Raw genomic sequence first — 23,221 nt, 5'->3', positions numbered from 1 at the left:
TCAGATGTCACGGACCACGCGGAATCCCACGCGGGCGTTGGTTGCGTCGGTGTCGGCGCTGGCGCGCCAGGCCGAACGCGTCTGTGCTGGCGAGCTCGCCCACGAGCCGCCACGCACCACCGCCGTCCGACAGCCGGGATTGACCCAGGCCTGGCCGCCGTCGGGCGCGCGTCGGTAGCTGTCGTGCCAACAGTCGGCCACCCACTCGCTGACGTTACCGGTCATGTCGTGAAGGCCATAGCCATTGGCGCGGTAGCTGCCAACCCGCACCGGCCCCCAGGCACCATCGCCGTACCCGGCAAAGGCGTTGCGCCATCGGCGCCCACTGGGCGACGGGTCCTCGGCACCGGTGAAGTTGCCCGTGCGCGGCGGCGGCACATCCGCGGCCCACGGAAAGCGTCCGTCGCTGCCCGCCCGCAGCGCGTACTCGAACTCAGCTTCGCTGGGCAGCCGGTAACGCTTCCCGGTCTGCTGCGACAACCACTGCGCGTAGGCCAGCGCGTCCTTGTGGCTGACGTGCAGCACCGGCTGGTCGTCCGCGGCGGGCTTGCCGGCATAGTCGGCCCGCCAGTCGACGCCGCCGCGGCGCACCAGGTTGCCACTGCGTTCGTCGTAGGCGGTGGAATAGCCACGGCGCGTGGCACGCGCGCGATGACCGCTGGCGGTGATGAAACGCCGGAACTCGGCGACGCTGACCTCGGTGCGCGCCATCGCGAATCCGCGCGCGAAGCGCACGTTCCGGGCCGGGCGTTCTGCATCGCCGGCGTCGGCCTCGCCCTCGGCCGCCCCCATGCGGAATGCGCCGTGCGGCACGATCACCAATTGCGGTCCGCGGCCGCCGTCACCCAGCGCGTCGGTGAAAGTCTGACCAGGGCGGAACAGGCCGTAGTGCACGGCCAGGTCGATGCGCTCGCGCAGTTCCACCGCCGCCGGATCGCCGCTGGGCGCGATCCGCAACAGCTGCGCCAGATGCTCGCGGGCGGTGTCGATGCCGTCTTCCTGCGACAACGCGGCAATGCCCTGGTCGCGAAGCTGGCCGACGCGCGCCACGCGCTGCGCCTGGATACGCGCGCGCGCGTGATCGACGGTATCCAACTCGGGTCGGACCTTGCCGGCGTGTGCCAGCCAGGTTTCGACCGCTGCATAGTCGCTGCTCTCGGCGGCGGACTCCGCACGACGGATCAGCGCGCTTTCGGCGGCAGCAAGCCCCTGGGACGCACGCGCATCGCCAGGACGCAGCTTCAGCGCCTCGCGGAATTTCGCCAGCGCACCGCCCTTGCCGCTTTCGCCGATGCGGCCATCGGCGAGTTCGCGCTCGCCCAGACGGTTGGCCTGCTGGGATTGGTCGGCCGTGTCCAGCCGCGCCAGGTAGGCCAGCACGGCGTCGGCGTCGCGATCGATCGTGCGCGCGACGGCGCCGATCTCGTGCGCATGGCGCAGTTGCAGTGGATCGTCGTCGATCGTGGCCAGCGCCGCGTCGCCCTGCGCCAGCAGTCGCGTGGTGGCGTCGCCCAGCGCCTTCGCAGTGGCTGTGTCCGTGGCGTCGTGGGTGCGCAGGGCCAGGTAGATCGGAATCGCCGCATCGGCGTCGCCGTACAGGCGGCCCTCCGCCAGCGCGGTGGCGGCGCGCTTGCGCAATGCGGCGGCGTTGTCGGCGGTGACCTCGATGACCGGCGCGCGCCACGGCGGCACCGGCGAGACTTCCTGGTCCGCGCTGACGGTGACGGCAGGCGCGCGCGCATCCGGGGCCGCTGGGGTGCGCGCAGCCTCGTCCGGTGACGGCCGGCTGCAGCCAACCGCCAGTGCACTTGCGATGGTCGCCACCAGGGTGGCCGTCAGGATCCCGCGCATCGTCCTCCGTACCCTGCGACTGCGCCCGACACGGGGGCTGCCGAACTGTCCGGAACGAGCCCGGGCCTCTGAAATTAGGCTATTGTCGCCCGCCCCGGCAAGTTTGCCGCGTGACCGTAGCGCCTGTGACCGACTGGATTACCGACCCCGCCCTCCTGCAGCAGCGCCTTGCCTTCCGCCCGGCGCGGATTGGCCTGGACACCGAGTTCATTCGCGAGCGTACCTTCTGGCCACAGCTGGCCCTGGTGCAGATCGCGTTCGAGACCGCCGACGGCGCCATGGAGGTCCTGCTGGTCGACCCGCTGGCCCCCGGCATCCTCGATGCCCTCGCGCCGATCCTGGCCGACACGGGCATCCTCAAGCTCATGCACAGCCCCAGCGAGGATCTGGTCGCGTTCCGGCACAGCTGCGGCGTGGTGCCCCAACCGTTGTTCGATACCCAGCTGGCCGCGGCGCTGGCCGGGATCGGCAGCGGCCTGGGCTACCAGAAGCTGGTCGAACAGTTGACCGGCATCGCACTGGCCAAGGGCGAGACGCGCTCGGACTGGCTGCGCCGCCCGTTGTCGCCCGCGCAGTTGGAATACGCCGCCGACGACGTCCGTCATCTGTTCGCGATGCACGACATCCTGCACGGTCAGTTGGAGCGGTTGGGCAGAAGCGAATGGCTCGCCGAAGACGCTACCCGCACCGTCCTCAACGCCGAGAACGAAGGCCCGGAGCGCTGGCCGCACCTGTCGCTGCGCAGCGCGCAGTTCCTCGATCGCGACAGTCAGCAGCGTCTGCTGCGTCTGCTGCGTTGGCGCGACGTGTACGCGCGCGGCAACGACCGCCCGCGCAACTGGATCCTCGACAACGAACTGGCCGTCGCGATCGCGCGCACCACGCCGGGCGATCGGGGCGCGATGCTGCAACTGCTCGACAGCCATCCCAAGGCGCCGCGCAAGCTGGCCGACGTGATCTGGGACGCGCTGGGCACGCCGCTGGCGGACGAGAACGACGCACCGGATGCATCCGTCGCCGAAACCCGCGACAAGCAGCGCCTGCGCAAACTGCAGGACGCCGTGGCGGCGCGCAGCAGTGAACTCGGTCTCGCCGATGGCGTGCTGGCCTCCCGCCGCTGGCTGGAAGCATTGCTCGACCAGGGCCAGTGGCCGGAGGCACTGGCGGGATGGCGCCGGCAGTTGCTCGAACCGGTGTTGGCGCCGTTGATCGCGCAGCCACCGGCCACGCAACCGGCGAGCTGACCGGCTCGGCGCGGCGTCCCGCATCGATGGATGCGCGAGGGATGCAAAGGGCTGGCGCTGGTCGAATCATGCCGCTAAACTGGCGGCCACTTTCGTGGGGCGGTAGCTCAGCTGGGAGAGCGCCACGTTCGCATCGTGGAGGTCAGGGGTTCGATCCCCCTCCGCTCCACCACGAAATGAGAAGGGCCGTGAGCAATCACGGCCCTTTTTCTTTGGATCTTCACGCTCGCCAGGGCTTCCGTGCAGAACCCAAAAAAAGAGCGGCCCTGAGGCCGCTCCTTTTATCCATCGCCGTTGGCGCTCAACCGTTGACCACCAACTGGATGTTGTGCTTTTTGGCATACACCTTCTGTGCAGCGTCCAGCGCCTCGCCGTCGGTGTCGTAGGTGTCGGATGCGGCCTGCAGCCGCTCGAGCAACGGCGCCAGCTGCGCTTCGGTGTAGCCATCGGGCAGGGCTGCGATTTCCTGCATCGTGGCCAGCACTGTGTCGACGCTCTTCTGGAAGGCCTTCAGTTTGACGTCGAGATCCTGCGCGTCTTCGGGAATCCCGAAGCCCTCGTAGCCCTTGCCGTAGTTGCCCAGTTCCTTGCGCGGATTGTCCAGCGAGTTCTTGTACCCCTTCATCGACTTGAGCTCGCTCGCGTCTGCCAGCATCTTCTCGCCGCGCTCGCCGCCGATCCAGGGCTCGGTCTGCGAGACGACGCCGTTCCAGATCGAGATGTTGTGAGTCAGGTAGTCGTCCGGCGACATGTTCTTGTTGCCGGTGGTGGGATCGCACGCGGACACCAGAGTCGCGCACAGCGCAAGAAATACGAGGGTTACGAGATTCTTCAAGAGGATTTCCTTATTAAAAACGATGCCTGCCAACAATCGGCGTGGTAGCGGAGGGCAAGGGAGTCGACGCATGGCAACATGCCGAGTCGGGGCCGGCGAGATCTTCCTTGATGGGTGCATTGGCTACAGGCCAGGCCGATGTACGACCCGAGCGAGCGATGCGCGGCGATTGTACCGCCAACGCCAGCGCCGACCGCATGCGCGCCGCCATTGCGTAAGGCGACGCTCCCAAATGCGCGCGATCCACGCAGGCGGACACGATGCGACCTCCCCCGATTTCGGGTAGCACGCCGATCTGAAGTCCCATCCCACCAGGGCTGGCGTAACGAAAACGCCCCCACATCGCGAGCCGATTCCTCGCGTCGCCCCGAATCATCGACGCGATCGTGCATCGCGTCGCTCAATCAACCGATGCACAGCCAGCGGCGCCGCTGAGATCCCTGCGTGCGCGCCGACTCGATCACGCCAAGGATCGACGGTGCTTGCCAGCGCTGTCCGACGTCGCGGGTGCGCGGTTGGCGTGGCTTGGCCTGCTTCTAGAATCGCTTGAAGAACCCGTACTCCTGCCACTCGAGGATCGACATTGCCCCTTCGTCGTCCCCTTCGAACTCCATGAGGTTTCCGAACGGGTCGCGAATCACGGCGGTCAGGCCACCGGGGTGCATGTAGACCGCCTTGAACTCCACCCCGCGTCGTATCCACTCCGCGCAACGGCCGGAGATATCGCCGTCGAAACCGAGGCTGAAGAGGGAATACTCCTGTGGCGTTACGACGCCATCAACGTACTTGAGCTGAAGTTCAACCTCGTCACTGGGCCAGACCGAGATGGCGCCGTGTGTCATGGGAAATCCAAGCTTTCCTGAGTAGAACTCGAGCGCCTGATCCTTGCGCGCGCGCGGGATGTGCAAATGGACAACCAACCTCATCAGACGCACCTCGTCATGGAAGGGGGGCGGGTGCTGACCGACGAGGCAGCACGGACCGCCGCAATCAGCGTGGATTTTCCACGGTGGACCGTTGCCCCAACTCTGTTGAGGGCTTCGACCTCCGCCTGGTAGAACGGACTTCTGTTCACCGCGCCATCCACTCCGATGTCGATGAAGTGGTACCCCTCGCGGTGCATTCTCTCTATCCAATCGACATTTCCCTGGATGGCCAGCTCTTCCCACTCCCTGGTACTCATGTCGTAGGCGCTCGCCCCCGAATCGCGGACGATGCGGCTCCAGTCCTTGGATATCGTTCTGAACTCGGTATTGGGAAGCTTCTTCCTCACCTCTTCGGCATATTTGTTGACGGCATTCTGGCCCTCGCCAAAGATGACGTACTTCTCGAGCCCGAGCGGGTCGATCCAGCCAAACGCGTTCGCCGCGTACGCATACAGATTGCTCCCGCCGATGATTCGAATCGGGTCCTGCCCGACGAACATGCCAAGCGACGGAGCGTAGTAGCGATGGCGGTTGTAATGCAGGCCCGTCTCCGCATCGAAGTACTGCCCCTGGAAACGCAGCGGGTTGTCGACCTTGGCAACGTGCTGGGTGGTGATCTCACCCCAGGCGGCATGACTGGCTGACCACAGCAGCTCGCCGTCGGCGGCGGTGATGCGCGTGGGGCAGCCGTTGGGGTCCACGTGGTAGTGGCGGATGCGGGTGACCCAGCGGGTGGTGTCTGTCGCCGGGGCGGCGGAGAACAACGCGACCACGGTGCTTGCGGCGTTGGACGGAGCAGTCGATGCGCCGTTGGGATTCGTTGAATCCTGTGCTTGGGAAACGGGCACTCCTGAAACGGGCGCAATGGAAAACGCGTCGGCCTCGGTTTTCCTCTCGGCCGGGGCCGTGACTGCCGCTGGCGGCGCGACGATTGCCCGCGCAGGTTTGTCGCCAGCGGCGCCCAATGCCATTCCACCCAGGCCGGATTCCCCGGCCTCCGGACGTGCTCCCTGCAAGGAGCCGGTGTCCGGCTCGCGAGGCGCGGCGATGGCATTGAGGGCGCCGGTAGACGGTGTGTCGGCGGGTGCGACGCCCAGCCTCATGCCGCCGAGGCCGCCGAAACCGGCGGTGGCGGCACTGGCGTCGGCCGGTCCTCTCGCCGGCCGATCCGCGAAACGCTTCAGCGAGGGATCCGGTGCGAGAGTCGCCGCATTCCCAGGCGACTGCGCGGCCGCCCTCCCCGTCAGGGGCTGCGCGGGGGCTGGCTCGACGGGGGCAAGCGCTCCCGCGCCGTCGCCTTTCGTGGGCGCGACGGCGCCGGTAGCCCCCGGCGACTCGAAAGCACCGCCATCCACGCGGTTCGCGTCGTTCGCCGCACTCGCGTCCTCCGGCACCGCCACGCGATCGATCAGCGCCAGCGGGACGAAACTGCCGGGGTAATAGACGTACTCGCGCACCTGCGCGTGCAGCGGCTCGAAGGCGCGCTGTCGTTGGCGTCGGGTGAGGAAATCCAGCGGCACGCCATCGTCGCGCAAGGCGGGGGCGTTGGTTTGGCCGTTGGGGTGGGTGACCTCGCCCAGCAGGGCGTCGCCGTCCCAGAAGAACCAGGTGGTGTGGGTGGGGTTGCGTTTGAACACCCGCCGGCCCAGCGCGTCGTAGCCGTAGCGCGTGCGTTGACCGAGGCGGATGCTTTCCACCAGGCGCTGGTTGACGTCCCAGTGCAAGTGCAGGTCGCGGACGTCGTCGCCGGGGCGGTCAAAGCGGCGGGTTTCGCCACGGCGGACCAGGTTGCCGGCGCGGTCGAAGACGTAGCGCTGGCCCTCATGGTCGCCTTCCCGGGACCAGTGTTCTGGTTCGGCCGCACCGCCAACCACCTGCTTCGCGCGGATCTGCTGCACGCGGGTGCGCAGGCGATCGCCGGCCGGGTCGCTGAGGTGGTGGGTCAGCTGGCTGCGTGGGTCGAGGTGAGTGAGCAGGCGGCCGATGGGGTCGTAGGTGTAGACATCATCGCCCTGCTGGCTGTCGCGGCGTGCGGTCAGGTTGCCGCTGCGATCGTAGTCGTACGCGGTGTCGAACAGCGCCGCTTCGCCGCGCATCACGCGCTGCGCGCTGAGCATGCCGCGCTCGTCGTAGTGCAGCTCGCGTTGTACCTGCGGGCTCAGGTGCTCGGTGGTGGCGCGGCCCAGTGCATCGCGTTCGAAGACGATTGGCGCGTCGTCGTTGAGGATGATGCGGCTCACCTGACCACGCGCGTCGTAGTCGCAGGCGACGCGGTGCCCGGCGCTGGTCTGTCGCAACACGCGCCGGCCGCAGGCATCGAAGGTGTTGGCGATGCGGAAGCCGTCCTGGACTTCTTCGCTCAGGCGGCCCTCGGCATCGAAGGCGCGAGTGATGCGCCGGTGCGGATTGCACACCTCGACCAGGTGACCCTGCCGGTCGTACTTGAAGGTCTCCCTGAAACCGTCCGGCAAGGTCTTGGCGGTGAGGCGGCCGAGCCGATCGGTGGCGTAGGCGATTTCGCGACCCAGCGGGTCGCTGGTGCCGGTCAGGCGACCGGCAGGGTCGTAGCGGTACTGGCGCGGCTGGCCCCAGTAATCCACTTCCTCGACGATCCGGCCCATTGCGTCGCGACGCAGCTGGTAACGCTCGCCGCGCTGGTTGATGAGCGCGACCAGTTGCTCCTCGCTGTCGTACTCGTAGCGCATGCTGTGGCCGTCGGCCTGCACGCGCCGCGCGATCTGGCCGATGCCGACGTACTCCAGCCGGGTGACCTGGCCGGCCTCGTCGGTGTGGCGGACCAGCTGGCCCTCGGCGTCGTACTCGCAGCGGACAACGCCGCCGGGGTGCTCGACACGCTGCAGCCGGCCCCGCGGATCGAACTGGTAACGCGTGACCTGCCCCGCCGCGTTGGTCTGCGACTGCAGCCGGCCGAGTCCATCGTGCGCGTAACGGTCGCTCGCACCGAGCGGGTCGGTAAGCCGATGCAATTGGCCGTGGCGATCGAACTGCAGTTGCGTCACCGCGCCCAGCGGGTCGGTGTGCGACTGCAGTTGGCCGGCGTCGTCGTACTCGAACCTCGACACCGCGCCCAGCGGCGTGGCCTGTTCGATCAGCAGGCCGCGCTCGTCCCAACACTGCCGCCACACCGCCTGACCCGGATCGGTAACGGCGACCGGGCGGTCGTCGGCGTCGTAGGCGGATTCCAGGGTGCTGCCGTCGGGCCGCGTGAGCGTGAGCAGGTTGCCGCGCTCGTCGTACGCGAACTGCGTGCGCGCACCGGCGGGGTCGGTGGTGGCGACGGTGCGGCCGACGTCGTCGTACTCGAACACCGTCACGCCGTCGAGCGGATCGATCTCGCACAGCGGCAGGCCGTTGTCGTCGAACTTCACGATCGACACGTGGCCCAGCGAGTCGGTGATCTCGGTTTCGTTGAGTTGGCTGTCGTAGCGGAAACGGTAGTCGTGCAGACCGCCGTCGCCCCACGCGTGGATGACCTGCCAGCGGGCGTTGTAGGCGTAGTAGAACGACAGACCGACGCGGTCGGTGTGACGCAGCAGGCGGTGCTGCTGGTACTCGAACGTGCGCGCCGCGTCGAGGGCGTCCAGCGCCGCGACCAGGTCGCCCTCGGCGCTGTAGCGATAGCTCACCAGCGGATGGTTCAGACCGGTCGCCGGATCGTGCAGTTGCAGACGCTCGATGCGACCGCCGCGCGATGCCACCTCCAGGAACCGTCCCTGCAGGACCTGTCCGGTGCCGGCATCGTCAATGCCGCTTTCGACAATGCGAACCAGTTGGCCGTCACGGCGTTCGAACCGCCAGTGATTGCCGCACAGGCCCTCGATACGTTCGATCGGCAACGCCTGTGGTTGCAATGCCGCGACGTTCGCCGGACCCGCGACAAAGCCGTGCCGCAGGCCGTCCTTGGTGCGCACCCATAGTTCGTCGCCTTCACGGAACAACCGCGCGCCGTCGACGAACTCGCGCACCGCATGCTCGATGCCCTCGCCCGCCGGCAGCTGCGGAAACACTGCCGTGCTGGCCGCGTCGACGAACAGCACCGTGCCGTCGGGTTCGATCTCCAGGCGGATGTCGGCCGGGGTCTGCCAGCCGTGGCCGCACACACCCGCATGCGCGTTGTTGGAACCGTAACGGCGCGTCCACGCCAGCGGCAGGCGGCCGGGAATGCTGAAGTCTTCGTGCGCGACCGACACGCTGCCGTCGCGGATATCCACTGGCTCGGCGCGCAGCACCTTGCACTTCAGGAACCCCGGCTCCATGTTCTTGAACAGCTTCTGCCGCACTTTCTTGAACGCATCCGCCGCGCGCCCGGCGATGCCGGTCTTCTTGAGCACCTTACCCAGCCCCGCCAGGCCCGCGTTGAACAGCAGCGAGGTCCACGACACCGTCGGCGGACCACCGACAAACACGTTGGTCGGGATCGCCAGGTTCAGCGTGGTCGGCAGCAGCAGCGACAAGTGCGGCTTCTTCGGCTTCTTCAGCCGGAACGGCGCCACCATGCCCACGATGTTGCACGCCAGCACCGGCATCGCCACCCGCGAGAACGGTTCGCCGTCGGCGAGCACCGTCTTGCTGCCCATGAAGATCTCGTCGTCCCATTGCGGGCCCATCGGCATCTTCATGGTCGGCATCCACACCCCGCCCACCGGGATGTGGATGTCCAACCCCATCGAACCGGCCGTGGCGCGCTTGATGCCGTTGACCTGCACGGTGCCGCCGATCACCGGGATGTAGTCGAACGGATCGAGCACGATGCCGATGTGCGGCGTCGGCAACGGGATCGGAATCGGTGACGGCGGAATCAGGTACAGATGGATATCGATCCCGAGTTGCGGATCGAAATGCTTGGCAGCGATGGTCATCGTGGTGCGTGTCCTGCGGTCCGTGCAGTGGTCGTCCAGAAGGGCCAGTCGAACAACAGTTGGGCCCCTCGATCCCTGATCATCGGCATCGCAGCAGAGGCGTCACCGATCCGCATCGCGCGAAAGTCACGCGACGGTGCACAAAGATTACTCCGCCAACGCGTGCAACTCGGGTGCCGCGGTCAGGGCCTTCGTCACGTTCTGCACAATCTCGTCCCGCGACAACCGCCGGGATCCCCAGCCCGCTCACCAACCCGTTCGTCCGGCACCGGTCACGCGCCGGCGCCACTGCGCGGCTGGCGAATCGCCAACGCCCAGATCGCGTCGAATCACGGAGTGGATTCAGACCAGGCAGTCGCCATCGCCGGGGTGACGCGGAGTGGTGTTGCCGACGGTATTGGAGCTCGCCGCATTCCTCGGCATCGCCGGACCGGGCTACGCTAGATGCCCTCCACTCGGCCGCGCTGCATGCATCCCTACCTCGACTTGCCCTGGCCTGCCGACGAAGCCGCAGCCGAAGACCAGCAACGGCGACTCGCACCGCTGGTCGAGCGCGAGGACCGGTTCGCCGACATCCGTTACGTGGCCGGCGTCGACGTGGCCTACGCAGCGCACAGCGACCGCCTGGTCGCCGCCGCGGTGGTCTTGGATGCGACCTCGCTGGCAGTGGTCGAACAAAGTCTGGTCGAGGACGTGGTGCGCTTCCCCTACATCCCCGGGCTGTTCTCGTTTCGCGAGTTGCCGCCCATCGCCGCCGCCCTGCAGCGGCTGCAGACCCCGCCGGACCTGATCGTCTGCGATGGCCAGGGGCTGGCGCATCCACGCCGCTTCGGCCTGGCTTGCCACCTGGGCGTGATGTTCGACGTGCCGGTGATCGGTTGCGGCAAGACCCGGCTGGTGGGCCGCCATGCGCCGGTCGGGCCCGCACGCGGCGAGCATGCCGACCTGCTCGATGGCGACGAGATCATCGGCAGCGCGCTGCGAACCCGAACCGGAATCAATCCGTTGTACGTGTCGGTGGGCCACCGCATTGGACTTGCCAGTGCGCGCGACTGGGTGTTGCGCTTGAGCCCCACCTACCGCCTGCCGGAAACGACGCGGGCCGCGGACCACCTGGTGCAGGAGGCCCTGAAAGTCGCCGACTGAAGGACCTCCTCGCCCTGGCAGCGCCCTGGGCGCAGGCCGCCCGTGCTCAGCCCGCCGGTCCGCGCGCCTTGCGCTCACGCAGCTGCAGCAGCAACGTGTGCAACGTCGACCCGGGTTCGAGCACACGGTGCACCTGCAGCTGCCCGCTTTCGTCCCATTCGTTGTATTCGGTCTCGACGCCCAGCTCGGCCCGCTTCACCGACGCCAGCACGCCGTTCTCGTGCCAGGTCGTGAGCTTGTCCGGGCCGCACCCGTGCTGGGCAATCCACTCGTGGCTCAACTGTCCATTGGGGTGCCACTCGCGGCAAAGACCCTTTGGCAATCCGTTGACCATCGTCAACTCGTAGCTGAGCTGCCCGTCCGGATAGGTGCAGTACGTCACGCCGGTGAACGGTTGCCCATCCAGCGTCATCTGATCGCCTTCACCGGGCTCCAGATCTTCGTCCGAAACCCGCAAGACCGGGGGAGATTCATTTGACAAAGTGCACTCCATCGAGCAGATGCTCGCAATGTGGACAGGCCTCTTTGTAATCGCCGATGGCGACACCGGGCTTGCCGTAGGACTCCATTGACCATACGGCGATGTCGCTCAGGGTTGCGCCCTTCCGCGCATTCAACAGTTCATTGACCGCGTAGATCTCGGAATGCGTGCCTGGACCCTTGCTAATCTCCTCGCCATTGTGTGCCCGATAGGGCGGCACGCTGGACATCCTTTCGTTGATCGACGGGTGGAGATCGCTTGGAAAGTAGCCAGCGAGATTGTTGGTGTAGACCTTGCTCATTTTCCCTGTCTTGAGGTCGACGGCAATGGAAAAGCAGGGCCCGCGCTTCTTCTTGCCGATACGGCCTTTCATGCCTGTATATTCCTCCCAGGTCGCCTTCTTCATCGCGGCTTCCTGCGCCGCGGTGGGGCACTTCTTCAACCCCAGTGGATCGATCCACCCCACCGGGTTGATGCCGTAGGCGTAGAGATCATCGCCGCCCACCAGGCGCAGCGGGTCCTGCGTGACGTACTGTCCGGAGTGCGGGTCGTAATAACGAAAGCGGTTGTAGCTCAGCCCGGTTTCGGCATCGTGGTACTGCCCTTGGTAGCGCAGGGGGTTGTCCACTTCATCGGCGTGCAGGCACGCGATCGCGCCCCAGGTGGCATAGCTGGCCGACCACACGACGTGCCCTGCGTCGTCGAACAGGCGCACCGGGAGGCCATTCGGGTCGACGTGGTAGTGGAAGACCTCGCGATCGTCGGCGTCTTCAGGAACCGCACCCTCGGGCGACGGAGCCAGTGGTTGCGATGTCACCGGCGCGTCGGCGTGCCGGTCCGTTCCGCTGGCGGTCCCAGCGGGGCCCGCGTGCGAGGACGACGACGGAGTCGCTGTATCGCTCAGGCCCTCCGCCTGCACGGCAAGGCCGCGTGACGGCCCCTGTGTCATCCCTTCCGCGCATCCCAGCCTGGTCAGGGCCGCATCGCCATCCGACACGGGCACCGCCGTGCTCACCGCGTTCTCGCGGGTCTGCGATGGTTCGGCGTGGACAGGCTCACGACCGCCGAGGGCAAGCCCCCCCAGTCCGCCAAAGCCCAGGCCGGACGCGGAGCGTGTCGAGGATACTGGCGCAAGCATCGCGATCGGCTTTGCCGGTGGTGCGCACGCGAGACCTCCCGCGGCCGCTGACGAAGGCGCGACGGGAAGCAGGCCTGAGCGCATCACAGCCCCAGGCTGTGGAGCGGCAACAAGTGCGGCGGCGCACGGCGCTTGTGGCGACGCCGCTGCCGTGACTGCGCGCTGCCGCCTCGATGATGCCGACGAGCGCCGGTCCACCAGCGCCAGCGGCACGAAACTGCCCGGGTAGTAGATGAACTCGCGAACGCGGGCATGCAGCGACGCCGAGGACTCACGGCGCTTGCGGGCAGCCATCAGGTCGGCGACGGTGCCGGTGGCGCGCACGGTCCCGTGTGCCTGCGCGTTGCCTTCGCGAACCTCGCCGAGCAATGCGTCGCCATCCCAGAAAAACCACGTGGTGTGGGTCGGCCCGCGCTTGAACGCCCGACGGCCGAGGGCGTCGTAGCCATAGTGCGTGGTCACTCCATCGCCGCGGCTTTCCACCAGCCGGTGATTCCCGTCCCAGCGCAGCTGCAGCCCGTCTTCTTCGCCAGGGTTGCCCGGGCGGCTCGTCGTACGACGGCGCCGCACGAGGTTGCCGGCCCGGTCGAAGCTGTAGTCCTGGCCGTCCCAGCTTCCCTCGCGGGCCCAGTGTCCGGGGGCGTGGCCCTCGGCTCCGGCGGCCTGCTGCAGGCGAACCTCCTGCACGTGCGTGGTCATGCGGCCACCGGCCGGGTCGTGCAGGAACTGCGCGCTGCGTCCAGCCGCGTCGGTGTGCGCCAGCAGGCGGCCAATCGGGTCGTAGGCAAAAGCTTCAGCCCCATGCTGGCTGTCGCTGCGCCGGGTCATGTTTCCGGAGCGGTCAAAGTCGTATGCAGTCTCGAAGGCCGTCGTCTGTCCGACGAGCACCGTCTCGCTGGCGGGCAGGCCCAGCGCGTTGTAGCGGCGCAGACGCTGCAGGCGTTCGCCCATGCGCTCGCCGACGATGCGCCCCAGAGCATCGCGCTCGATGACCATCGGCGAGCCGTCGTTGATCGTGATTGCCGACACCAGCCCGCGGACGTCGAACTGCTGCGCAACACGATTGCCGGCGCTGGTTTCGCGCAGTACACGATTGCCGAGCGCATCGTAGGTGTTGCTGATCCGGAAGCCGTCCTGACGCTCCTCGACGAGCCGTCGCTCCGCGTCGAAAACCCTTTGCACCAGACGATGCGCGCTGCGCATCTCGACCAGCTGACCGCAGCGATCGTAGCGAAAGGTTTCCTGCACTTTGTGGCCCGGGCGCAGGGTATCGTCCATGTGGCGGGCGGTGATCCTGCCCAGCCGATCGTTGCTGCAGGTGACCACCTGACCGGACGGATCGATTGTCTCGATCAGCCGCCCACCCGCGTCGAAACGGTAATGACGCGCCTGGCCCCAGTAATCGACTTCACGGACGATGCGGCCCAGCGGATCGAACTCGAACTCGCAACGCTCCCCACGCTGGTTGACGAAGGCGACAAGGCGCTCTTCGGTGTCGTACAGATGGTGCACCGCGTGCCCATCGGGCTGGACGCGCCTGCTGAGCTGGCCGGTACCGGCATACTCCAGGCGCGTGACCGCGCCGGCCGCATCCACGTGACGCAACAGACGATCCTCGGCGTCGAACGTGTGGTGCAGCTCGCCTCCGCCTGGCAGCAAGACCCGGACCACTCGCCCCTTCGCGTCGTGGTGGTAGCGCGTCATCGCGCCGACGACATCGACATGACAGATCAGGCGCCCCATCGCGTCATGCTCGAAGCGATTGGCGTGCCCCAGCGGATCGGTCATGCAGGCCAGTTGCCCATGCCGATCGAACGCAACAAGCGTGCTGGCCCCCAGCGCGTTGGTAACGCTGTGCAACTGACCGTGGTGGTCGTAGTCATAGCGGGTGGTTGCCCCCAGCGGCGAGCACTGGGCGCGCAGCAGGCCGCGCTTGTCCCACTGCCGGGCCCAGGTGGCGCCGTCCGGTTCGATCGTCTCGATCGATCGATCCTCCTCGTCGTAGCGGACCTGCAACTGGCTGCCATCGGCACGGGTGAGTTTCAGCGCGTTGCCGCGATCGTCGTACGCGAACTCTGTACGCAGGCCCATCGGGTCGACCACGGCCGTGGTGCGGCCGACCTCGTCGTACTCGAACACGGTCACGCCGTCGAGTGGATCGATCTCGCACAGCGGCAGGCCGTTGTCATCGAACTTCACCAACGACACGTGACCCAGCGAGTCGGTGATCTCGGTCTCGTTGAGCGCGCTGTCGTAGCGGAACCGGTAGTCGTGCAGGCCGCCGTCGCCCCAGGCGTGGATGGCCTGCCACCGGGCGTTGTAGGCGTAGTAGAACGACAGGCCGACGCGGTCGGTGTGGCGCAGCAGTCGGTGCTGCTGGTACTCGAACGTGAGCGCCGCATCGAGGGCGTCCGACGCCGCGACCAGGTCGCCTCCGCCATCGTGACGATAGCTGACCAATGGGTGGCTGATGCCGGTGGCGGGGTCGTGCAATTGCAAGCGTTCGATCAGGCCACGACGCGTCTGCACGTCCAGATAGCGCCCCTGCAGGCCGTCGACACCGCTTTCGACAATGCGAACCAGCTGGCCGTCACGGCGCTCGAACCGCCAGTGGTTGCCGCACAGGTCCTCGATGCGTTCGATCGGCAGCGCCTGTGGTTGCAGTGCCGCGACGTTCGCGGGGCCCGCGACAAAACCGTACCGCAGGCCCTCCTTGGTGCGTACCCACAGCCCGTCGCCATCGCGGAACAACCGCGCGCCGTCCACGAACTCGCGCACCGCGTGCTCGATGCCCTCGCCCGCCGGTAGCTGCGGGAACACCGCGGTACTGCTCGCGTCGACGAACAGCACCGTGCCGTCGGGCTCGATCTCCAGGCGAATGTCGGCCGGGGTCTGCCAGCCGTGGCCGCACAGCCCGGCGTGGGCATTGACCGAGCTGTAGCGACGCGTCCACGTCAGCGGCAGGCGGCCGGGAATACTGAAGTCCTCGTGTTCCACCGACACGCTGCCGTCGCGGATGTCCACCGGTTCGGCACGCAGCACGACGCACTTCAGGAACCCGGGCTCCATGTTCTCGAACAGCTTCTGACGCACTTTTTTGAACGACTTCGAAGCGCGCCGGGCGATGCGGGACTTCTTCAGCACCTTGCCCAGCCCCGCCAGGCCCGCGCCGAACAGCAGCGAGGTCCACGACACGGTCGGCGGACCACCGACGAAAACGTTGGTCGGAATCGCCAGGTTCAGCGTGGTCGGCAACAGCAGCGAAACGTGCGGCTTCTTAGGCTTCAGCCGGAACGGCGCCACCATGCCCACGATGTTGCACGCCAGCACGGGCATCGCCACCCGCGCGAACGGTTCGCTGTCGGCGAGCACCGTCTTGCTGCCCATGAAGATCTCGTCTTCCCACTGCGGCCCCATCGGCATCTTCATCGTCGGCATCCACGCACCGCCCACCGGGATGTGGATGTCCAGGCCCATCGAACCGGCCGTGGCGCGCTTGATGCCGTTGACCTGCACGGTGCCGCCAATCACCGGGACGTAGTCGAACGGATCGAGCACGATGCCGATGTGCGGCGTCGGCAACGGAACCGGAACCAGCGACGGCGGAATCAGGTACAGATGGATGTCGATCCCGAGTTGCGGATCGAAATGCTTGGCGGCGATGGTCATCGTGGCGCGCTTCCTGCGGTCCGTGCAGTGGTCGTCCAGAAGGGCCAGTCGGACAACAGCCGTGCCCCTCGATCCCTGGTCATCGGCATCGCAGCGGGCGTCGCCGATCCGCATCGCGCCAAGATCACACGACGTGCTCAAAGCGTATGCCGCCAATGCGCTGAACTTTGTGCCGAAGCAAAGGACTTCATTGCGCTCTGCGCGATCACGCGTCCCGCAGAAATCGCGCCGGGATCACCTACCCGCTTGCCGGCGCCTCGTAACGGTCACGCGCCCACCCGTAGTGGACGAAGGCTAGACCTAATGCATGGGGGCTAACCCGATCGTCTCGATCCGGACGCGGTTCCGCTGGTTGGCGCGGCAGAACTACATCGTCGCCAACCGGGCCAGCCACATGGAACTGCCGCAGCTGGAGCAGCGTGCGACAAAAGCAACACCGCCCGGCCGTGCCGAGCGATGGGTTGGTTCTTGGCGGCTAGGAAAGAAGGCTACGAGGCCGCTGGCGGCTTTGAGAAGTCTTTGTAGAAGACATCATCTCTCACCTGCCCGATGACCTCGCGCAATGCCTCCTTACGGGCAATAACCCACGCGTCCCCATCGCTCTGGATCAACATTCCGTCGACCTCAGGTAAGTCGCACACCGTTTGTGCCGCTCGAATCAGCGGCATCCCTGTGAACTCTTCACCCAGCCTGACGTCATCCATCGACGTGTAGAACAACCCAATTCGGCCCAGATCAATGTTCGCAATTTGCAGCCTGAGCCCCATGCCGGAAGGCGCGTCCAAAGATCCTCGACACGCCGCAATTGCGGTTGCATCCACCGAGGAAAAGACGTCTGAATTGCTGAAGCGGCGAAAAAATCCCGCATCGGCCTCGCGATCAGTGCTTTCGATGATGCACTCGTTGAGAGTCATTGAACCGAGCCAGTAGGTGGTCGAACCGAACATCGAATGAGCAGCCAGCAATGTCCCTTCGGGTACAACGGCTATGCCACTGCCAGTTTCATCGCCACTATCGCCGCTGGAGACGGTTGCACTTGCAACGCTGACGACGGTCCGCCCTTCAGACCGCAGGCTACCGCTTGCCGCTCCGAAGCGAACAATTCGACCACGCGACGCCGCACGCAACGACCGACGATCGGCCGTGACTGACCGCAAGGCGCGCGTCACGTCTCCTTGCGTCGCTGATAGACAGCGGAGGTATAGGCGCGTGGTTCGACCGGCAGCCTTCCGTACAACTGCTCAGCGTCCTTTCGCCACCAGTAGTCCGAATACTGCCCCGGCGTGCTCGATTCATAGATCGCCACCATGCCCAGCAGTGCAGATGGCGTGTCGGCCAGGAAGTCCCAGCCATCCCGCTCCGCTCCGAACATCTCGGAGGCCGGGTTGTACCAAAGCTGATACCCCTTCTCTTTCAGCACAGCCAAAGCCGTGTTGTAGACATTCGTATAGTCGCAAAGCGCTGGCATGACATTTCCTTGAAGAAGGGGCGAGTCGGTCAGGTGCAACGACCGGAATTGGGCAACAACGTCATCGCAGAGAACGGTATCCCGTTCTTGAATGGCCGCCTGCACCGCGCAACTCGGGTGCCCAAGCCGGGGCATTCGCCACGTTCTGCACAATCTCGCATCCCGCAGCACCAGTCGGGATCACCTACCCGCTTGCCAGCGCCCTGCACCGGTCACGCTCCAACACCACCGCGCGGCTGACGCATCGCCAATGCCCAGACCGCGTCGAATGCTTCGTCCGGAATGGGCTCGGCCCGCTCCGTCGCGGGATCGAACTCGGGGCGGCTGGTGAAGTCGTACTCGCCGTCAAAGCTGTCCTCACGCGTGGCCCAGTAGTAGACCCCGTTGAAGACGCTGACGTGGCGGACGATCATTCCGTCCACGACCTCGCAGAAGAACTCGCCCTCGTCCCCTTCGTGGGACTCCATGTACATCTTGTAGTAGTTACCCACGACACCCCACCGGTCCGTGACTTCTAATTCGTCCAGTCAAATCGAGGTTTCCATCGTTGAGCACGAACTGGATACCCCTTCTTGCGTTGTTTCCATTGGCCGTCAATCCGTGCCGAACTTCCAGATCGCTGACGTCGATCTCGATGTAGTGGGTCAGATTGTCGATGTTCGATCCTCGATTGTAGAAGAGCGAGGACAGCTGCCCAAGCGACAACTTCTTGTCCCTGAGTTGCTGCTGGTTGAGATCCTGCTTCGTCGCCACGCCGACGACATCCTCCGGAACGATATCGGCAAGGTACTGTCCGTCGCCGTAGCGGGCGTGGTCGAATCCGGTGGAACGCCACAGTTCGTTCGAATCCAGGATTCTCTGCAGGTTCTCCCCGCTGGTGTAGTGGAACAGTGTCGTCCTGCCGCCGTCGTACACGATGCTCGGGAGGCGCTCCGGGCCGCCCGCGTACGTGCCACCGAAACTGCCGACGGGTTCGACCGGCGGATCGACCGGTGTGCTGGTAAGGCCCAGTGGATCCGCCCAGGCAATGGCGTTTCGCGAGTACTCGTACGTGTTGGTGCCGCCGAGCAGCCGGATCGGATCCTGACCGACAAACTGTCCGATGCCACTGTCGTAATAGCGATGCCGGTTGTAGTGCAGCCCGCTTTCGGCGTCGAAGTATTGCCCCTGGAACCGCAGCGGGTTGTCGATGCGAGCAACGTGCTGCTGTCGCGTCGCTCCCCACGCAGTGAAGCCCATCGACCAGGCGACCTGCCCGTCCATGGTCGTCACTCGTGTCGGACAACCGTTTGGGTCCACGTGGTAGTGATAGACCACCGTCTCCCATTCGACACTTGCCTGCCGTTCTTCGGACAGATCCGCGCGCGCGATGACCGGGACAGAGGCCGCCTCGAAAGCGTCTTCGTTCGCGGGCACGGCCGTGTCGACCGTCGAACGAATGATCTCGCTCGACGTCACTGGCGCTGCAGCCAACAGGCCGGGCCCGGATTGACCTGACGTGCCGCCGGCGCTTGCCAGCATCCCCAGTCCGCCCAGGCCGCCCAATGCCGCAACCGGACCTGTGCTCTGGGCTTGCGCTGGAACGTCCGAGGTCGGTCCCGAATCACTTGGCGCCGCTGGCTGCGCCGTACCCGATGCCTCAGTCGCCTGAGCGAGGGCGAGCGATCCAGTTGCGGGCTCCTTGGCGGTCGGCTGGCCGAGGGTCATTGCGCCCAGCCCGCCAAATCCACCGCCAGTCATTGGCGAGGCCCGCGTGCCCGCTGGCGTGGGCGCTTTCGCGTGTGCCGGTGCTGACTGGATGACCGCGGCCGCATGTGGCGCGACAAGCGGCACGAGTGGAACCTTTTTCGGCGCAGATGCGTCACGGGAGGCGTTCGGGTGCCGCATGACCGGGTCGCCGGCCTGGCTCGCAGTCGATCGGACTTCCTGCTTGTCCAACATCGCCAGCGGCACGAACGTGCCCGGGTAGTACACGTACTCGCGTGCGCGCTTGTGCAACGCCTCGAACGCCTGCTTGCGCTTTCGCGCCGCCAGGAGGTCGAGGACGTTGCTTTCGCCAAGCGCCGGCATCTTGACCGCGTCGTTGGCGTGAGTGACTTCAGCCAGCAGCGCATTCCCATCCCAGAAGAACCAGGTGGTATGGGTCGGATTGCGCTTGAAGACACGGCGACCAAGCGGGTCGTAGCCGTATCCCGTGCACTTGCCGTCCTTGCGGCTTTCGACCAGGCGGTTGTTGGCGTCCCAGCGCAGGTGCAGGTCACGGACCTCGTCGCCGGGGCCATCAAAGCTGCGGGACTCACCACGGCGGACCAGGTTGCCCGAGCGGTCAAATACGTAGTGCAGGCCTTCGTGGCTGCCTTCCCGAGTCCACTGGTCAGGCAGGATGTCGGCGCCAACGGCCCGCTGCAGGCGCAACTCCTGTACCCGGGTACGCAGGCGGTCGCCCGCCGGGTCGTTCAGGAAATGGGTGATCCTGTTGGTTGGGTCGACATGACTCAACAAGCGTCCCAAGGGGTCATAGGCGTAGTGATCATCGCCGTGTTCGCTGTCGTTGCGTCCCGTCAGGTTGCCGCTGCGATCGTATGCATAGCGCGTCTCGAACAGTGGCGCCTCGCCGTGCGACACCGATTGCGCGGTCAGCCGACCGCGGGCGTCGTACTTTCTTTGGCGCCGCACCTGGGGGCCGAGACGCTCGCCGACGATGCGGCCCATCTCGTCGCGCTCGATGACGATCGGCGCTTCATCGTTGAGCGCGATGCGGTCGAGGTGTCCGCTCCGGTCGTACGCGCAAGCGACGCGATTGCCGATGCTGGTTTCGCGCAACACGCGCCGACCGAGGATGTCGTAGGTGCTGGTGACGCGGAATCCGTCCTGATTCTCTTCGACCAGCTGCCCCGCCGCGTCGAAGGTGCGCGTCACGTGGCGATGCGGGTTACGCAGCTCGATCAGGCGACCCGCCCGGTCGTACTTGAACTGCTCTTTGAACGGCTTTGCTCCTCCGTCCGGGTGCAGCAGCGTCTTGGCGGTGATGCGTCCCAAGGGATCGGTGACGTAGGCCGTTGCCTGCCCCAACGGGTCGACGATGCCGGTCAGGCGTCCGGCGGCGTCGTAACGGTATTGACGCGCCTGGTTCCAGTAGTCCACCTCTTCGGTGACGCGCCCAACCGGGTCGCGGTGGAGACGGTGCGTCTCTCCGCGCTGGTTGGTGACGGCGACGAGCCGTTCTTCGGTGTCGTACTCGTAACGGACGCAGTGGCCGTCGGGCTGCACGCGCTTGGCGACCTGGCCCAGGCCGACAAACTCCAGTCGGGTGACTGCGCCGAAAGTGTCGGTGTGGCGGGTCAGCTGGTCTTCGGCGTCGTAGTCGCAACGCACCCTGCCGGAGGGCTGTTCCACTTGCAGCAGTCGGCCCTTGGCGTCGTAGTGGTAGCGAGCAACCTGGCCATCGCGGGTGGTCCGCTGCTGCAGGCAGCCCAGGCCATCGTGCGTAAACGTGCTCGCCGCACCCGCCGGATCAACCAGACGTTGCAAGTGACCATGGCGATCGAACTGCAATCGGGTCGATGCGCCCAATGGATCGGTGTGGTTGCGCAGCAGTCCGTTGTCGTCATAGTCGAAGTGCGATATCGCACCCAACGGCGTGACCTGCTCGATCAGCAGACCGCGCGCGTCCCAGCGTTGCGTCCAGGCGGCTCCACCGGGGTCGGTGACCGTGAGCGGGCGGTCGTCATCGTCATAGGTGCTGCACAACGTGTTGCCATCGGCCCGGGTCAGCGTGAGCAGATTGCCGCGCTCGTCGTATTCGAACTCGGACCGCAGGCCCATCGGGTCGACCACGGCCGTCGTGCGGCCGACGTCGTCGTACTCGAACACCGTCACGCCATCGAGCGGATCGATCTCGCACAGCGGCAGGCCGTTGTCGTCGAACTTCACGATCGACACGTGGCCCAGCGAGTCGGTGATCTCGGTCTCGTTGAGCGCGCTGTCGTAGCGGAACCGGTAGTCGTGCAGGCCGCCGTCGCCCCAGGCGTGGATAACCTGCCAGCGGGCGTTGTAGGCGTAGTAGAACGACAGACCGACGCGGTCGGTGTGGCGCAGCAAATGGTGCTGCTGGTACTCGAACGTGCGCGCCGCGTCGAGTGCGTCCAGCGCCGCGACCAGGTCGCCCTCGGCGCTGTAGCGATAGCTCACCAGCGGGTGGTTCAGACCGGTCGCCGGATCGTGCAGTTGCAGGCGCTCGATGCGACCGCCGCGCGATGCCACCTCCAGGAACCGTCCCTGCAAGACCTGTCCGGTGCCGGCATCGTCAATGCCGCTTTCGACAATGCGGACCAGGCTGCCGTGCGCGCGCTCGAACCGCCAGTGGTTGCCACACAGGTCCTCGATACGTTCGATCGGCAACGCCTGTGGTTGCAATGCCGCGACGTTCGCCGGACCCGCGACAAAGCCGTGCCGCAGGCCGTCCTTGGTGCGCACCCATAGTTCGTCGCCTTCACGGAACAACCGCGCGCCGTCAACGAACTCGCGCACCGCGTGCTCGATGCCCTCGCCCACCGGCAGCTGCGGAAATACCGCCGTGCTGCTCGCGTCGACGAACAGCACCGTGCCGTCGGGTTCGATCTCCAGGCGGATGTCGGCCGGGGTCTGCCAGCCGTGGCCGCACACACCCGCATGCGCGTTGTTGGAACCGTAACGGCGCGTCCACGCCAGCGGCAGGCGGCCGGGAATGCTGAAGTCTTCGTGCGCGACCGACACGCTGCCGTCGCGGATATCCACTGGCTCGGCGCGCAGCACCTTGCACTTCAGGAACCCCGGCTCCATGTTCTTGAACAGCTTCTGCCGCACTTTCTTGAACGTATCCGCCGCGCGCCCGGCGATGCCGGTCTTCTTGAGCACCTTACCCAGCCCCGCCAGGCCCGCGTTGAACAGCAGCGAGGTCCACGACACCGTCGGCGGACCACCGACAAACACGTTGGTCGGGATCGCCAGGTTCAGCGTGGTCGGCAGCAGCAGCGACAAGTGCGGCTTCTTCGGCTTCTTCAGCCGGAACGGCGCCACCATGCCCACGATGTTGCACGCCAACACCGGCATCGCCACCCGCGAGAACGGTTCGCCGTCGGCGAGCACCGTCTTGCTGCCCATGAAGATCTCGTCGTCCCATTGCGGGCCCATCGGCATCTTCATGGTCGGCATCCACACCCCGCCCACCGGGATGTGGATGTCCAGGCCCATCGAACCGGCCGTGGCGCGCTTGATGCCGTTGACCTGCACCGTGCCGCCGATCACCGGGATGTAGTCGAACGGATCGAGCACGATGCCGATGTGCGGCGTCGGCAACGGGATCGGAATCGGTGACGGCGGGATCAGGTAGAGGTGGATGTCGATCCCGAGTTGCGGATCGAAATGCTTGGCAGCGATGGTCATCGTGGTGCGTGTCCTGCGGTCCGTGCAGTGGTCGATCAGAAGGGCCAGTGGAACAACAGCTTGGCCCTTCGATCGCTGATCATCGGCATCGCAGCAGAGGCGTCGCCGATCCGCATCGCGCGAAGATCACGCGACGGGGCGCAAAGAATAATCCGCCAA

At 66.3% G+C, this 23,221-nt stretch carries 12 protein-coding genes and 1 tRNA gene; 3 read left to right on the top strand and 10 right to left on the bottom strand.

The genetic code is table 11. The features are described 5' to 3' along the window. A complete protein-coding gene (locus EER27_RS04340) occupies positions 1-1,851 on the bottom strand; it encodes a formylglycine-generating enzyme family protein (protein WP_123086812.1) in 1,851 nt (616 codons plus the stop codon). Between the two features lie 125 nt (positions 1,852-1,976). Here EER27_RS04340 and rnd point away from each other — a divergent pair, with 125 nt between their 5' ends. Both rnd and EER27_RS04330 read left to right on the top strand, forming a co-directional pair. Next, positions 1,977-3,095 (top strand): ribonuclease D, encoded by a 1,119-nt coding sequence (gene rnd, locus EER27_RS04335; RefSeq protein ID WP_123086811.1) that lies wholly within the window; start codon positions 1,977-1,979, stop codon positions 3,093-3,095. Positions 3,096-3,191: 96 nt separating this feature from the next. Next, a tRNA-Ala gene (locus EER27_RS04330) sits at positions 3,192-3,267 on the top strand. Between the two features lie 129 nt (positions 3,268-3,396). Here the strand turns inward: EER27_RS04330 and EER27_RS04325 are convergent. The 3 genes from EER27_RS04325 to EER27_RS04315 all read right to left on the bottom strand — a co-directional run bounded on the left by EER27_RS04325 (position 3,397) and on the right by EER27_RS04315 (position 9,736). Beyond that, the gene (locus tag EER27_RS04325) at positions 3,397-3,930 is read right to left on the bottom strand and encodes a hypothetical protein (protein ID WP_123086810.1); all 534 of its coding nucleotides are present in this window, start codon (positions 3,928-3,930) and stop codon (positions 3,397-3,399) included. A 536-nt stretch (positions 3,931-4,466) separates the two neighbouring features. Further along, positions 4,467-4,772 (bottom strand): hypothetical protein, encoded by a 306-nt coding sequence (locus EER27_RS04320; protein WP_148040927.1) that lies wholly within the window; start codon positions 4,770-4,772, stop codon positions 4,467-4,469. Between the two features lie 83 nt (positions 4,773-4,855). Beyond that, the gene (locus EER27_RS04315; protein WP_123086808.1) at positions 4,856-9,736 is read right to left on the bottom strand and encodes an RHS repeat-associated core domain-containing protein; all 4,881 of its coding nucleotides are present in this window, start codon (positions 9,734-9,736) and stop codon (positions 4,856-4,858) included. Between the two features lie 468 nt (positions 9,737-10,204). On the opposite strand from EER27_RS04315, the gene nfi reads away from it, so the two are divergent. Then, entirely contained in the window at positions 10,205-10,882 is a 678-nt protein-coding gene (gene nfi, locus EER27_RS04310; RefSeq protein WP_123086807.1) for a deoxyribonuclease V, read from the top strand. A 46-nt stretch (positions 10,883-10,928) separates the two neighbouring features. On the opposite strand, the gene EER27_RS04305 is transcribed toward nfi, so the two are convergent. From EER27_RS04305 to EER27_RS04280, 6 genes are all read right to left on the bottom strand, one after another. Beyond that, positions 10,929-11,294 (bottom strand): toxin-antitoxin system YwqK family antitoxin, encoded by a 366-nt coding sequence (locus tag EER27_RS04305; protein WP_190285643.1) that lies wholly within the window; start codon positions 11,292-11,294, stop codon positions 10,929-10,931. Positions 11,295-11,352: 58 nt separating this feature from the next. Beyond that, positions 11,353-16,170 carry an RHS repeat-associated core domain-containing protein gene (locus EER27_RS04300; RefSeq protein ID WP_190285642.1) on the bottom strand — a complete coding sequence of 1,606 codons (4,818 nt, stop codon included), beginning with the start codon at positions 16,168-16,170 and terminating at the stop codon, positions 11,353-11,355. A 488-nt stretch (positions 16,171-16,658) separates the two neighbouring features. After that, positions 16,659-17,339 (bottom strand): hypothetical protein, encoded by a 681-nt coding sequence (locus EER27_RS04295; protein ID WP_148040926.1) that lies wholly within the window; start codon positions 17,337-17,339, stop codon positions 16,659-16,661. Then, the gene (locus tag EER27_RS04290) at positions 17,336-17,677 is read right to left on the bottom strand and encodes a hypothetical protein (RefSeq protein WP_223807169.1); all 342 of its coding nucleotides are present in this window, start codon (positions 17,675-17,677) and stop codon (positions 17,336-17,338) included. The genes EER27_RS04295 and EER27_RS04290 overlap by 4 nt, the downstream gene beginning before the upstream one ends. Positions 17,678-17,850: 173 nt before the next feature. After that, positions 17,851-18,129 (bottom strand): hypothetical protein, encoded by a 279-nt coding sequence (locus EER27_RS04285; protein WP_123086803.1) that lies wholly within the window; start codon positions 18,127-18,129, stop codon positions 17,851-17,853. Continuing rightward, positions 18,122-23,062 carry an RHS repeat-associated core domain-containing protein gene (locus EER27_RS04280; protein WP_123086802.1) on the bottom strand — a complete coding sequence of 1,647 codons (4,941 nt, stop codon included), beginning with the start codon at positions 23,060-23,062 and terminating at the stop codon, positions 18,122-18,124. Before EER27_RS04280 ends, EER27_RS04285 begins: the two co-directional genes overlap by 8 nt. Positions 23,063-23,221 lie beyond the last annotated feature (159 nt).

The organism is Montanilutibacter psychrotolerans (genome assembly GCF_003719825.1).
GTDB classification, from domain to species: Bacteria; Pseudomonadota; Gammaproteobacteria; order Xanthomonadales; family Xanthomonadaceae; genus Montanilutibacter; species Montanilutibacter psychrotolerans.
The sequence above is the reverse complement of the archived record's forward strand: the minus strand, read 5'-3'. Positions and strand labels throughout refer to the sequence as shown.